The following is a 14,592-nucleotide window of genomic DNA, read 5'->3' as shown; positions in this document are numbered from 1 at the left end:
AAAATAGTGTAATTATTAATATGTACCTAAATTATCAAGGATAAAAGAGGGTGTATAATCTCCCATCCTAAACAAGGTGCGCTTGTTTGTTTTGAGGGCAAGAAGCAATAATTACCAATGAAATTTCTGGCCTTTCCACAAACTTTGAAGCCTAATCCAGTTTGCCGGAAAAGTGTCCTATCCCATCAATTCTTAGAACTTATGTTGTTCTTTTATAATTTATCGTAATGGGCTATTATTGGAATCTAATAGTTCGTCTCCTTTTTTCATGACAAATAAATATATCGCATGGGTATAAAAACAATAAGACGATCCCAAAATCAGCAATTCATGTCTCCACCTTATTGTGATTACTATCATACTATTTATACATAACCCATACTCCCTATTTTGCTTCATTTTTAATAGGGCAGTCAATAAAACAAAAGACAAAAAAGATAATGGTTAAACCCTGTATATTTTCGGTTTGTGTAAACGTAACTTAATGGGGAAATTGAAGCCTGTTGTTCATTTGCCCTGGATTAAAGGGAAAGAACGTCAGCTGTCCCGATTATTTTTTGCACTGTGAACAAACTCCCGTAATCCAGAAATTCACATTTTCAACAGTATAATCCTTAGGCACTTTTACTTCGATCTCATTGTTCATGCATTCTACCTTTCCACAGACTTCGCATTTAAAATGATAGTGGTTATGATAGTGGATTTCTCCGCACGTATGGCATTTGAAATAATAGAACTTCCCGTCATCGGAAATTACCTTATGAATTATGCCATCATCCAAAAAGCCCTGTAATATCCTATAAACCGTTACGCGATCAAACTGTGGCAACTGGTTTTCAATATCATCGGACCTTAAACCATAGTTCTCAGCTCTTTGAAGGCATTCCATCACTGCTTTTTTTGATTTAGTCTGTCTTTTTTTCATTTCTTAATGTAACAACGTTACAATATTAATAAATTGTAAGTACCTTTGCTAAATAAATTACAATAGATAAGATATGAAATCTTTCATTATCATTTTGTTCTTGTGTTCATCAAGCGTATTGGTAGCTCAAAACAACATCGAAGGTACAATTATCGATACCGAATCGGAAAAACCGATTCAAGATGCCCTGGTTTATGCTTTTGAACTGAATAAATCCGTAGTTACGGACAAAAACGGAAGTTTTACCTTGGTTAATAATAGTAACTCGGACATAAAGGTCGAAATTTCGGCAGATGGTTATAAAACCCAAATCATTACGTTAAGTTCTTCGAAGGTGACAACCATCGCAATGGATAAAAATTTGATTGAATTGCAGGAAGTCATCCTTACCGGTGATAGCAATAAGAGTCGGGAAAAGGTATCCGTATCCATAGAAACGGTCAAAAAAAGTGATCTGTTCCAATCAGGTAAGATTTCCTTGGCCGATAACCTGTCCAAACTTCCCGGTATCAGTAATATTAGTAATGGCGTAGGTATTTCCAAGCCCGTTATAAGGGGTTTGAGTAATACGAACATTGTTTTTTTGAACAATGGTATCAAATCCGAAAATTTTCAGTTTTCTAGTAACCACCCGTTTATTTCCGATGAATTTTCGGCAAAAAAGATAGAAGTTATAAAAGGTCCCGTGTCACTGATCTATGGTTCTGATGCCGTTGGTGGCGTTATCAACGTAATTAAGGAAAATCCAGCCAGTACCAATACGCTAGAGGCAAAAGTGAATACCCAATATCACAGTAATACCGAGGGATTGGTCACTAACTTTGATATAAAGGCAAGTGGTGAAAAATGGTTCGGAGGAGCTTCTTTTACCCATAAAAGCCATAAGGATTATGAAGACGGAAACGGCGATCAAGTTATCAATACCCGATTTAAGGATCTGAATTTAAGTTCGAACCTAGGGTATAGAAGTGCATTGGGCAATTTTGCTTTATATTTTGATTACAATGCACCGACCTATGGTCTCACCAATCAAAAATCAACTACCCTGATCACCGATGACGATCGATCAATGGATTTCTGGTATGTAGATTTGAACAATAAACTTTTGGCCTCTAAAAACAAGTTGTTCATTGGGGAAGGTATTTTGGATCTTAATGTGTCTTATCAACAGAATATAAGAAAAGGTATTTCCGATACATCAAGCACGTATTCCGATATGGTCTTTGCTTCTATGGATTTGTCAACGATATCCTATAGCTCCAAGTACAGTTTACGAAAAGATAAAAGTAAATATACGTTAGGGTTCAATGGCGCTTATATAGAGAACGATGCCGATGATTATTATGGCAACAACAACCCTATGCCCGATACAAAAATAAACGACCTTGGGTTTTTCGTAGTGGACGAGATCGATCTATCCGATGCATTGACCTTGAATGCAGGTTTACGATATGATATCAGGAAAATGAAATCGTACCCTTTTGAATCCACTGGATTGAACAAATATGAAATAGATAACGATTACAGTAGTTTAAGTGGTTCTGTTGGTTCAACCTACAAAATAAACAACCATTTATTCAAACTTAATATTGCCTCTGGTTTTAGAAGCCCCAATATATCAGAGCTTACACAGAATGGTATACACCAGGCGCGTTTTGAAAGAGGGGATATTGATCTAAAGGCACAACGAAATTATCAACTGGATATTAATTACCATTTTCATATCGATAAACTGGTTTTTGATATTAGTCCTTTTTACAATAGTGTAAACGACTTCATTTATATTGTACAGACTGAAGAAGATGCACCGCTAGGCGATGGGAAAATATGGCAATACGTGCAAAATGATGCCTTATTGTATGGAGGTGAAATCGCTTTGGACTATCATCCCAATGATTGGTTGGGCCTACACTCCAATTATACGTACACAAGGGGAGAACTCAAGGATGGCGGTAATTTGACTCAAATACCACAAAACAGATATGTGGCCGAAGTTAAATTGCAACAAAGTAAACTTGGCTTTCTTGGCAACCCGTATTTTGTGGTGAACTTCTCATCTTTTCAAAGTCAAAATAACTTAGGACAATCAGAAAACTATACACCCGGCTATGAACTTTTCAATGTTAACTTGGGTTCTGAAATCACTTTTGATCAACAGGGTTTTGATTGGTACATATCGGTAAACAATGTATTCGATAAATCATATATGGATCATTTGTCTTCTTTAAAGCAATTGAACCTTAATAATATCGGTAGAAACATTGTATTTGGTCTGCATATTCCATTTAAGGTTAAGCTACAACCTGTTGATTGATTTTATTGTGAAGACAGGTTTCCCATCAATAAGGCCGCTATGGATCTAATGACCTTTCATTCTTTTGATAAGGTAAACGTAGTATCAAGGATTGAATCTTTCGAAAATTGGATAAAGATTATTGAGGGTAAAGAATTATTCCGAATTACAACATAAAAACTATAAGATGAATGAAATTTACACTCCGGAGTTTCGCAAAATCATGCAAGCGAACTGTGATTATACCAGTATGAGGTCTAATCGGATAGAAGAAATATTGAATTTCGCAAAAGGAATGGAAATCAGTCGATTAGGTATTGCGCATTGTATTACATTCTCTCATGAAGCTGAGGTATTGGAGCGTTACTTTTCAAGATATTTCAAAGTTTTCACAGTGGGTTGCAAACATGATAAAGTAAGGAAAAAAGACATTCTAGGCGGTGATAGTAAACGTATAATGTGCAACCCTGCCGGACAAGCGGATTATTTGAACGACCATGGCACTGAGTTGAATATTTCCATGGGGTTATGTGTAGGCCATGATATGATATTCAGTAAGCAATCAAAGGGTTTGGTCACTAATTTGTTCGATAAGGATTTTACGAATAACAATAATCCCGCAATCGCATTTTCGGAAATTGAAAGGGAACTATAGAAAGTGTAACTCAATGACGGTTTTTTGGGGATTTCATATAATTGAATATCTTCTTCGAACTTGAGTAAATTGACCCAAGCCTTTTGGATTAAGGATTTTAATCCTTTGTAGTCCAAATAGTTTCAAACCTTTCGCAAACTATCAGCATTTCTTCAGTGGGTTTTTCTCCGTTGTCTCTCAATACGCCGGCGAAAAAATCCCAATGTGCCTTTTTCCACTTTTTGAGAGGATCAATAGTTGTACCCATATCCATTTCAGCATATTCAGTTGATATTTGATTGAAAGGAATGGTGTCTACCTTTTTAATTTCGATTATCGCTTGTGCTTTTCCATCAAAATCGGTTATAATATGTTTTGTTCCGATTTTCGGTAAACTGGCATTTGCTTCTTTGTACCAAACATATAAACCGGAAGCTGCTTTTTTCTTACCAGTTACCGTTAATTCTGCTAGCCGATTCGCATCTTCTTCATTATTGTGAAAATACCAAGATTCCGGAATCTTGTTGTTTTTAAAATCGGGATGTGATTTGGTATAATCGTTCCATATATCATAGACACTCCTATCAATTTCCCTTTTTATTTCGTTTTTACAGCCAAGTAAGACTAAAAATATAAGGATAGTTAAATGTTTCATTATTTGTTTCCCATTTGCTTTAAAAATCAATGCGGTAATCAGTCATACCAATATTAAGTTTTCAAGGGTCAAGAATATATTGGACTATCACAAAATACCGATATGACCACAGGTTACATTCTTTAAATAGGTTGATTACCCTGTAAATCAGGTAAATTGACAAATGTGCAAGATAATAATTATGATTTTGACGTAAACAAACCTAAACTATTGGTGATACGATAAAAAAAGGGAGTAAATTATTTTATTTTATAAAAAAATAATGTAATATTGATAATCCTAAACCGATTTAGATGGAATTTAGGAGGTTGGAATTTGGGAAAATTTGATGTATTTATTACATTAGCTAAACCGCTTTAGTTGTTATTGATCATGAAAAAAGTATTCTTAAAGGACATAGCAGAAGAATTGAACGTTTCAAAAACGGCCGTGTCCTTGGTTTTGAACAATAAAGGTGACGAAAACAAAATCAGTCAGGAAACCCAGCAGCGAATCATTGAATTCGCCAGAAAGCATAATTATGTTCCCAACCAACTTGCACGTGGTTTAAGTCGGGGGAAAAGCGAAACCATAGGATTGATCATACCCAATATATCAGATACCTTTTATTCTAAAATAGCAGGTTACGTAGAACTGAAAGCGAAAGATTTAGGGTATACGGTGCTTTTTAGCAGCTCTAATGAGGATCCTAAAAAGGAAGGGGAACTCATTCGATCAATGCTCAATCGCCAAGTAGAAGGTTTGATCATTGCTTCCACACAACAGAACTTAAAAGAAATAGAGTCCTTAAAACAGGATAAATTCCCATTTGTTCTAATTGATAGACATTATCCGGAAAGCGACACCAACTATGTTGTCGTTGACAATTTTAATGGCTTAAAAACGGTTACGGAGCATTTATTGGAGTTAGGGAGGCGTAAAATTGGGTTTGTAAGTTTAAAACCTGGTTTAGAAGCCATAAAACAAAGGTTATTGGGCTATCAAAGTGCATTGGAGGATTATAAGATCGACTATAATAAGGAGCTGGTAAAAGAATTGAGTCCTAAGAATTATGAAGAGGAGATAAAGTCTGCAATCAGTGAATTAATTAAATTTCCCAATTCAGTGGACTCCATTGTGTTTTCAACGCACTACTTAACTTCTGTTGGTTTACGGGAGCTAAAAAAGAAAAATGTCAAGGTGCCCCAAGAAGTGGCGATTGTGAGTTTTGATGAGTTAACGGCCTTTGACCTGGTCGATCCACCGATTACCTCTGTTATTCAGCCAGTAAAGGATATCGCCAATATAGCCGTAGATATTTTGATAAACGAAATTGAAGGAAAAGAAAATGGTTTTGAAAATAAAAGAATCCTGGATTCAAAACTTGCAATCAGGAAATCATGTGGAACTTTTTAGAACGAAATAATAAGTATAAGAAGTAGCTAAACCGATTTAGTTAAGATTTAAGAAACGAAAGGATAGAAAAGCATATGAAAATCAAGAGGAACTTTAGGAACAAAAAAATCAAATTAATGGAACAACAGTTAAAACTGGTATCAAAGGCGTTATTTATTGCTTGTTTTTTTCTTGTATTGAATTTTGCGAATGCACATTCATTCCTAGGGAAAGGGGCAATAACCAGTAAAACAATGAGCGCACCTTTTCACGAAGGAAATGGCAATGGGCATATTCAAGAATTGAACACCAATTACGATCTTTATAATATTTGTAAAAATGACATTGAAGGTTACACGACAATGCTTTCCGGTTCGGAGTTCTTCCTGTATCCTTCTTTACGGGAAGATGTCAATGTATCAATGATCGCAAGGGCGACTACCGGAGAAATGGGATTTGAATTCCTTACGGGAGAGGTACCTGCAAACTATAGTTCCGATTCGGTTACCTTTTTCATGTTGAGCGATATCGATTTCAATTTAAGGGAATCTTTCGATATACATGTAAATGATAAACATCTACTGACTTTTAATTCCAATGAGGATGGCACCCTTACCGTGACGGAAAATCCCGGTAAAGGCAATGCACAATATATTTTGGTCCGAAGGGATGGCAATGGGGATGGTATAGGTGCTTTTCGTTTAACCGTTCCTACTTCATTTTTGGAAAAAGGCAAGAGTGCAAAAATAAAATTCAACGGTCATAAAAAGAATTCAAACTGTTGGGTGATGATCTTTAAGGCTACCGATGCGGTTGAGCGTATTAAAAAGTCCGTTTCCGATGAAGCCGCATTTGTGGTCAAACAAAGAAATGAAACGCTATATGTTGATGCACCTACCCATTTTAATGGTAAGCAGGTGTATTTGATCAGTGACGGAAAGAAAAGTAAGGTCAAGAAATTCAAGGCGCAAGGGGAAATGTCCAAAGTGTCATTCAATATCGCTCCACCAAAAAATACGTTCTCCATTGTTTATGACGGCAAAGAGTTAAATCTCGATTTTGTCAATGGTGATGGTATGCTTTCCAAAACCGATATTGAAGGAAAATACCTCTATCACCACAACACCAATTATAATAAAGGTTGGTTCGCTTCTTTGTCCAAATTGTATAAACCCGAGTTTCTAGAGACTTATGACAATTTCTTTGATAAAAAGTATGACGATGGACTGGTTTCGATCATGAATTCGAGTCATCAGGATATTGCTTGGGTAGATCGCCCTGAAGTGTGCATTATCCTGAGGGATACACTTTTGTTAAAACCGGTACTAAAAGATGCCTTTATCCGGGATGATTACGGATTTGATATTGAAGATGGTTTAATGTTGCGTGAATATATAGATAGACACCCAGAATCTGTTGAGAAATTGACCACCTTGTTGAATGATAAATTGATATCGGTAGGCGCTACATATAATTGCCCATACGAAGATATGTACGATGCCGAGGATCAGGTGCGTCAATTGTATCTAGGTAAAAAATGGGTCAAGAAAACTTTTGGTGGGTATGATTCCAAGGTGTATTGGAACGTTGATGTACCCGGAAAATCATTACAAACCCCCCAAATCCTAAAAAAGGCAGGGGTCGATTATATGATCATAAGCAGACACGCCAAAGGAATGTTCCATTGGGCAAGTCCTGATGGTAGTTCTGTATTTACCTATTCTCCTGGTCATTATGGGAATGACCTGCTCTACCTCTCAAGGGATTTGAACAGTAAGATGAAGTATGGTGCAGAACAGGTATTGTACTGGGAAAAGAATTTTGAAGGTAGTGAGATTCAAACGCCGTTACTTTCAAGTCAGGATATGCTACCTGCGATTGATTATTCTGAATTTATCGAATCATGGAATTCATTCGATACACTAAAAGATGATAAAGGTGATAAACGGGATGTTCATTTACCGAAGATGGAACTTATGACCGTGGATGAATTTATGCCATTGGCCGAGGAAAAAGCAACAAAGGTTGATACCATAATGGGTGAACGCCCCAATGTGTGGGTCTATATTCATGGGCCAGGACATCATGATGCCTTGACAGCAAGTAGGGAGGCATCCAAGTTGTTACCTGCTGCCGAGAAATTTCTTTCCATAGCCAATGTTATCGATCCTAAAAAAATGCAATATCCCTTTAAGGAGTTTGATGAGGCTTGGCAGGCAAAAATCTACCCTGATCATGGTTGGGGAGGTCATGACGGGGATGTCACCGATAACCTGTTCAAGGAGAATTTGGTAAAGTCGCGTACCATGGGTCAAAATCTATTGAATAAAGGTTTGGATTTCTTGTCTACCAGAATAAAGAAAAACGAGAAATTGGGTACACCCATAGTTTTGTTCAATAGTTTGTCATGGGAACGTACGGATCCAGTAACGGTCTCTTTGCAATTTTTAAAAGGCAGCACACAACATTTAGCTGTTGTAGATGCGAATAATAAAAACGTCGTTTCCCAAATCACGAACGAAACCTTTCATAATGATGGGAGTTTAAAAAGTGCCGATATTACCTTTATTGCAGAGCATATTCCTTCTATAGGTTATGCCACTTACTACATAGCGAACAAGCAAATCAATGCCAAAAACAATATCAAAAAGGCATCAACTGAAACTTATGAAAATCCATTTTACAAAATAACCTTTGAGAATGGTGGTATTGCTCAAGTTTTTGATAAGGAGTTTAAAAAAGAACTATTGTCAACAGAGAACCTAAAAGGAGGTGAGGTATTTACTATGCAATCAGTAGGCAATGGCGCCGGTGAGTTTGGGGATGTACAACAACCAAGTATGGTCGATTTTGATAAAATGAGCCTTCATAACCCTGAATGGGAAGTTCTTGAGAACGGACCGGTGTATACCAAATATAGACTGGAACAACAAATTAAACATGCCATAGTACGTCAAGATGTTACTTTATACCATAATCTTAAACGTATTTATTTCAATACGGAGTTGAGAAACTGGTCAGGGGAACTGTACCGTGAATTCAGGACGGCATTCCCTATTAATATGGAAAATCCTGAAATAGCCCACGAAGTGCCTTTTGGTAGTGTAAGGGTAGGTAAAGATGAGATAAAAACTGCCGGCGAACGTTATACGCCATTATGTAAAGATGTTCACCCGAGAGCGATTATTGATTGGATTTCAGCTACTGATAATGATGTATCTGTTACTGTGAGTTCTTCGGTGGCCGCCGCCGATTGGGTCGACCCAACTTCACACGACAATGATAAGGCTGTTTTACAGAATTTATTGTTGGCAAGTAGAACTTCTTGCCATTGGGAAGGTAATGAATACTCACAGGCCGGAAACCACAAGTTTCATACTGTTTTCACTTCCAATGAAGCAGGAAGCATAAATGGACAACAAATCGCTAAACAGGAAAATGAACCGATTAACGTGGTGATCTATCCAGATTCTTCCAAAAAACCATTTCTGCCTGAATCTATGAGTTTCTTCTCAATAGACACTGATAATGTAATGATTTCAGCAATAAAAAAAGCCGAGGATTCAGAAGAACTGATTGCGCGAATGTACAATGTTAAGGATGGTGATGAGAAAGTGAATGTTTCTTCTTATTTCGATATTACTTCGTATAAGCACACCAATATAATCGAGGAGAATCCAATACCTGTTGCTCCAGAATTGAAGGTTGGTAAATATGCGATTGAAACGTTTAGTCTGGATTTGAAATAAGTGGTCTTGAAAACCAGTAAAAAATTTGGTTTCCCCAAAAAAACTAAACCGATTTAGTTATGATTAAGAATACATTAATGAAAAAGGTACAGCACTGGATTTATGTACTAGAGCATCAATTTCAGTGCCTTGTTATAAGGTAAACCTAGTTTAATTAAAATCAACTTAACAATTGTGAATTATGAGAAAAAAGAAACGAATCTTGAGAAGGGAGCTTTCTGCCCTCTTTGCCCTAGCATTTCTCTGTGCTTTCAATCAGGCAAAGGCCAATGAACCAACAACAATTCCCGACCAAGAAAATAATCGGCGTGGGTTGGTTGTAGAGGAACTTTCAACGAAGAAAGACCCAGTGCGGCAAATTACCGTAACAGGTACCGTTAAGGATGAAAATGGCACTCCTTTACCTGGAGCGAGTATCGTTGAAAAAGGAACGACAAATGGGGTGCAAACCGATTTTGATGGTAATTTTTCAATTCAGCCCTTAAATGAAAACGCCATTTTGGTATTTTCCTATATTGGGTATACGCCTCAGGAGATCGCTGTAAAGGGTAATACCAACATCAACGTAATCTTATATTCCAGTGCTTCGGAATTGGACGAGGTTGTTGTTGTAGGGTATGGGACCCAAAAAAAATCCGATCTTACAGGCTCCGTTGCGACGGTTAGTGCCGAAAAAATCGAGGATCGCGTATCGCTTAACCCTTTGGACAACCTTCAGGGAAAAGTGGCCGGTTTAAATGTATTCAATAGTTCTGGTCGCCCAGGTGGTGGTTTTCGGGTAACGATACGTGGAAAGGGGTCCTTGAATGCCAATAACGAGCCCTTATACGTTGTGGATGGTATCATAGGTGTCGACATTGATTTGATCAACACCAATGATATTGAAACTATTTCCGTATTGAAAGATGCATCGGCAACGGCCATTTATGGGGCAAGGGGTGCCAACGGTGTAATTTTGGTCACAACTAAAAAAGGAAAATCAGGTAAATTTACTGTAGATATTGTTTCCAACCTTCAAATAGGGAAACCGGCCAATCAACCGGAAGTGTTGAATAGTGATGAATACTGGAAAGATTTAAAGGTTAGACTTGATGCCGATCAAAGGGCTTTAGGTGCCGGTGATGGATCTTTCGTCAACAATTATCCTGTTGATTATCCAGAATTTTTCACCGATGATGGCTCCGTAGAGGGAAAACCTATTTATGATACGGATTGGTTTGATGAATCTACTAGAACTTCTTATTCACAACAATATTTTGCGAATGTAAGAGGTGGTGGGGAAAATTTCAATATTTCTTTTTCAGCGGGTACGCAAGATGATAATGGTATACTGAACAGTACTTATTTTAAAAAGAATACCATGCGTTTCAATGGTGATTTTAGAATAAATGACTGGTTGAAAATAGGAGGTAGCCTCGCCTACAGTGAAACCGAGACGAACATTGTCGATGATTATAGGATTGGTGCGGATGCGCTAACGTATGCAATGTTATTCTATCTTCCCATTTATCCTACAGCTTACCCAGATGGTTCTCCTGTTAATGCCGATGACCTAAAGAATTCTAGCGGAGGTTGGGATGTTTGGTATGGCGCCACTCCAAAAGATAGATTGGAATTATTGGACAGGATCGTAAAAAACAGACAAGTAGTACGTAATATATTTACTGAAATCAATTTTACAAAAAACCTGAAACTAAGAACCTCGTATTCCATTCAGGATAATAATCAAGAGGGTAACATATTTGCGGCCAGAAGATTAGACACTTTCGTAAATCGAAATTCGGCCTCTTTAACAAATTCGAATGGGCAACAGACCATTCTTGAAAATACATTGAGCTACAATACCCTAATTAATGAAAATCATAGTTTAGGTGTAATCTTAGGGGCAACCAGACAAGAGAATGAGGCTTTTTCTTTTGACTTAACCGCTCAGGATTTTGACGATTTTTATAAATTCTACAATGTGGGTCAAGGAATCGCCGACCCTCAGGTAAATAGTAGTTTCGGCCGTTATTCCATCGACTCCTATTTTGGTCGCTTGGATTATAGTTACAAGAGTAAATACTTGTTGACCCTTACAGGTCGATATGATGGTTCTTCCAGGTTTGGAGACAACAATAAATACTCCTTTTTCCCTTCAGCAGCATTAGGATGGAGAGTGTCTAGTGAGCCTTTTATGGAGGGTTCAAAAGTTGTTTCCAATTTAAAACTAAGAGCCAGTTACGGTGAAACCGGTAACGATGCCATTGGTAATTATGCAAGAATTGCCAGTCCCGGAGTTCAAACAGTGATATTCAATAATGAAAGAGCCATTGGATCTTCACAAGGTTCTATAGGTAACGATGACCTTAAATGGGAAACAACCGAAGAAATCAATGTCGGATTTGATCTGGGAATAGCCGATCGCGTAAATATAACGGCGGATTATTATAAAAGAACAACGAATGATTTGTTGTTCAATGTACCACTGGCATCATTTACGGGGTATTCTTCAATTCTATCCAATGCAGGTTCCATTCGCAACAGTGGTGTCGAATTTTTAGTTAATAGTCTAAATGTGCAAACCGATAATTTTTCATGGAGTTCATCACTGAACTTCACAATGAACGACAATGAAATCCTTTCACTCGGTAATGAAGATGCTGATATCTTTACGGCACCAATCTGGTGGAATCAACAGATATTCAGGGTTGGTGAGGCTGCAGGGTCCTTCTGGGGCTATAATCGTTTGGGTACATGGGGTACCGACGAGGTAGATGAAGCTGCCCGTTATGGCAGAATACCTGGGGACATAAAGTTAGAGGATAAGAACGATGACGGTATTCTGAATTTTGATGACCAACAGATAATCGGAAGCGGACTACCCGATTACACCATGAATATCGGCAACACATTCTCATATAAAAACTGGGATTTGAGTGTAGATATTTTAATCAGTCAAGGGAATGATATCCTTGATCACTCCATTATTCTTCAAGTAGACCGTGTAGGTTATGGTAATACCTATAAAAAATTCTTTGATCAAATGTGGACACCGGAAAATCAAAATACAATGTACCCAAGAGTGCGAAAGAATATTAAAAAATTCGATGGTGCAGATTCAGGTCAAGTATTTGACGGTAGTTTTATAAGGGGACAGAACCTTAGCTTGACCTATAACTTCGATAGTTCTTTATTGGATAAACTGGGTTTACAATCCGCTAAAGTCTATATGAACCTTCAGAACTTTTTCTTAAGTACCGATTACCATGGTTATGATCCAGAGGTTAGTTCATTTGGCGGGCAATTTACCGAAGGAATTGAACTTAATGGTTACCCAAGACCTATGAATATGAACCTTGGATTTAAGCTAACACTATAACATTAAATAAAAAGTCATGACAAAATATAATCTATTATTAATTATTTGTTGCCTGTTTTTCTCATGTGAGGATTTTTTGGATGAAACACCAAAATCCGAAAAAACGACAATAGGTACGTCATTATTGGATGCACAAGAGTCTGTAAATGGTATATATGCTTATCTACGAGCCCCATATAACAGAACAGGGTATGCAAAAATGGTATATTCCATTCTTGAAGTAAGTACAGGGGCACTTAAACCTGCAGTAGGCACACAGGACACTGATATGGAAGATGCCTATGCTTTGATCTATAGTTCCAGTAACGCCAATGCCTCAGGATTTTGGAACACTTATTATGGAGGTGTTGAAGCTGCTAATATTGCAATTGCATCCATACCTACTATAACGGATCCAGAATTGACCACTGAAAAGGCTAATGCATTATTGGGAGAGGCGTACTTTTTAAGGGCTTATTATTATTATCAATTGGTACAGATCTTTGGGGATATTCCATTGAATATTACGCCTTCATCTTCTTTTGATGACGGTCTGTTGCCAAAATCCAGTGTACAGGAAGTATATGAAACCGTAATCGTACCTGATTTATTGATTGCCGAAGATGCCGGGTTACCCAATACATCTTCAAGTGGACGAGTCACTAAAGGCGCGGTGAAATCGCTTTTGGCCAAGGTTTATTTGACTATGGCAGGAGCCCCTTTGAACCAAACCGATAAATATGCCCTAGCGCGGGATAAAGCCAATGAGGTTATAAGTGCCGAATGGTATAATTTGTTTCAATCGGATGGTTCTAAAACTTGGTTCAATAAATTGAACAATCCAGCATTTGACAATACTGAAGAAAACATTTTCATGGTTCAATATAATGATGAGGCTGTCGGGTCATCGATTACCAGTTATTTTACACCCATAGGCGGAGAGGCAATAAGTCCGTTGACCTTGCATTTTGGTGGTATGGAGCCAGAAGAGGATTACATAAGCTCATACGATGCCAATGACTTAAGGGCTCAAAACCAAGGCTTCTTTTTCAATGAAATGGATGGTGTTACTTTTAATAATTCCGTCTATAAATATTTTTATGAAGAATATAGGGAAGGGAACGGATTGTCTGGTAAGAATGTACCTCTTTTAAGATATGCAGATGTGCTATTAACTTATGCAGAAGCGCATAACGAAGTGGCCACTGCAGATGCATCGGCATATAATGCCTTGAACGCGATACGTTCAAGAGCAGGTTTGGCAGATGTTTCTGGATTGAGTAAAGAAGATTTTAGGGAAGAAGTCTGGAAACAACGTTTTTGGGAGTTTGCTGCAGAGGCAGGAATAATCTGGTTTGATCAACGAAGAACCGGAATGGTCTTCAATGGTTCTGATTTTGGCAGTTTAGTTGGTAGCACACTACCAAATGGGAAAACCCTAACTGAAGATAATGTCTATTTCCCAATACCACAGAACGAGGTGGTACTTAATCCCAACTTGGGGGATTAATGGAAAAAAGATCATAGAGTTAGTTTTGTTTAGTTTTTTAAGACGAGGGTGGTTGAACAAATAACCACCCTTGTTTAAGGGCTTAACAGGATACACTTTGGCTTATTATTTT

Annotated in this window: 8 protein-coding genes; 6 read left to right on the top strand and 2 right to left on the bottom strand. The window is 37.6% G+C overall.

The window, feature by feature from the left end; translation table 11 throughout:
- Positions 1-550: 550 nt before the first annotated feature.
- On the bottom strand, positions 551-925 hold the full coding sequence (locus GJ691_RS03095; RefSeq protein ID WP_154363623.1) for a Fur family transcriptional regulator: 375 nt from the start codon (positions 923-925) through the stop codon (positions 551-553).
- Positions 926-998: 73 nt separating this feature from the next.
- Between GJ691_RS03095 and GJ691_RS03090 the strand changes: the two genes are divergently transcribed.
- The gene (locus GJ691_RS03090; protein WP_154363621.1) at positions 999-3,239 is read left to right on the top strand and encodes a TonB-dependent receptor; all 2,241 of its coding nucleotides are present in this window, start codon (positions 999-1,001) and stop codon (positions 3,237-3,239) included.
- A gap of 166 nt (positions 3,240-3,405) precedes the next feature.
- Positions 3,406-3,873 carry a DUF1847 domain-containing protein gene (locus GJ691_RS03085; RefSeq protein WP_154363619.1) on the top strand — a complete coding sequence of 156 codons (468 nt, stop codon included), beginning with the start codon at positions 3,406-3,408 and terminating at the stop codon, positions 3,871-3,873.
- A 97-nt stretch (positions 3,874-3,970) separates the two neighbouring features.
- Here GJ691_RS03085 and GJ691_RS03080 read toward each other — a convergent pair whose 3' ends face one another.
- Positions 3,971-4,507 (bottom strand): ASCH domain-containing protein, encoded by a 537-nt coding sequence (locus GJ691_RS03080; protein ID WP_154363618.1) that lies wholly within the window; start codon positions 4,505-4,507, stop codon positions 3,971-3,973.
- 372 nt (positions 4,508-4,879) lie between these two features.
- Here GJ691_RS03080 and GJ691_RS03075 point away from each other — a divergent pair, with 372 nt between their 5' ends.
- The 4 genes from GJ691_RS03075 to GJ691_RS03060 all read left to right on the top strand — a co-directional run bounded on the left by GJ691_RS03075 (position 4,880) and on the right by GJ691_RS03060 (position 14,480).
- The gene (locus GJ691_RS03075; protein WP_154363616.1) at positions 4,880-5,902 is read left to right on the top strand and encodes a LacI family DNA-binding transcriptional regulator; all 1,023 of its coding nucleotides are present in this window, start codon (positions 4,880-4,882) and stop codon (positions 5,900-5,902) included.
- 116 nt (positions 5,903-6,018) lie between these two features.
- Positions 6,019-9,630, top strand: coding sequence for a glycoside hydrolase family 38 N-terminal domain-containing protein (locus GJ691_RS03070; protein WP_179955012.1), 3,612 nt, complete (start codon positions 6,019-6,021; stop codon positions 9,628-9,630).
- 181 nt (positions 9,631-9,811) lie between these two features.
- On the top strand, positions 9,812-12,991 hold the full coding sequence (locus GJ691_RS03065) for a SusC/RagA family TonB-linked outer membrane protein (protein WP_154363612.1): 3,180 nt from the start codon (positions 9,812-9,814) through the stop codon (positions 12,989-12,991).
- Positions 12,992-13,007: 16 nt separating this feature from the next.
- Positions 13,008-14,480, top strand: a complete 1,473-nt coding sequence (locus GJ691_RS03060) for a RagB/SusD family nutrient uptake outer membrane protein (protein WP_154363610.1) — start codon at positions 13,008-13,010, stop codon at positions 14,478-14,480.
- Positions 14,481-14,592: the final 112 nt, after the last annotated feature.

This window comes from Maribacter luteus, assembly GCF_009674825.1.
In the GTDB taxonomy this organism is placed as follows: Bacteria; Bacteroidota; Bacteroidia; order Flavobacteriales; family Flavobacteriaceae; genus Maribacter_A; species Maribacter_A luteus.
Note: the sequence above shows the minus strand (reverse complement) of the source record. Positions and strands in the feature narration are given on the sequence as shown.

Coding starts and splice junctions, on each gene's coding strand:
- GJ691_RS03090 (WP_154363621.1), top strand. CDS start 999: ATGAAATCTTTCATTATCATTTTGTTCTTGTGTTCATCAAGCGTATTG.
- GJ691_RS03075 (WP_154363616.1), top strand. CDS start 4,880: ATGAAAAAAGTATTCTTAAAGGACATAGCAGAAGAATTGAACGTTTCA.
- GJ691_RS03095 (WP_154363623.1), bottom strand. CDS start 925: ATGAAAAAAAGACAGACTAAATCAAAAAAAGCAGTGATGGAATGCCTT.
- GJ691_RS03065 (WP_154363612.1), top strand. CDS start 9,812: ATGAGAAAAAAGAAACGAATCTTGAGAAGGGAGCTTTCTGCCCTCTTT.
- GJ691_RS03080 (WP_154363618.1), bottom strand. CDS start 4,507: ATGAAACATTTAACTATCCTTATATTTTTAGTCTTACTTGGCTGTAAA.
- GJ691_RS03085 (WP_154363619.1), top strand. CDS start 3,406: ATGAATGAAATTTACACTCCGGAGTTTCGCAAAATCATGCAAGCGAAC.
- GJ691_RS03070 (WP_179955012.1), top strand. CDS start 6,019: ATGGAACAACAGTTAAAACTGGTATCAAAGGCGTTATTTATTGCTTGT.
- GJ691_RS03060 (WP_154363610.1), top strand. CDS start 13,008: ATGACAAAATATAATCTATTATTAATTATTTGTTGCCTGTTTTTCTCA.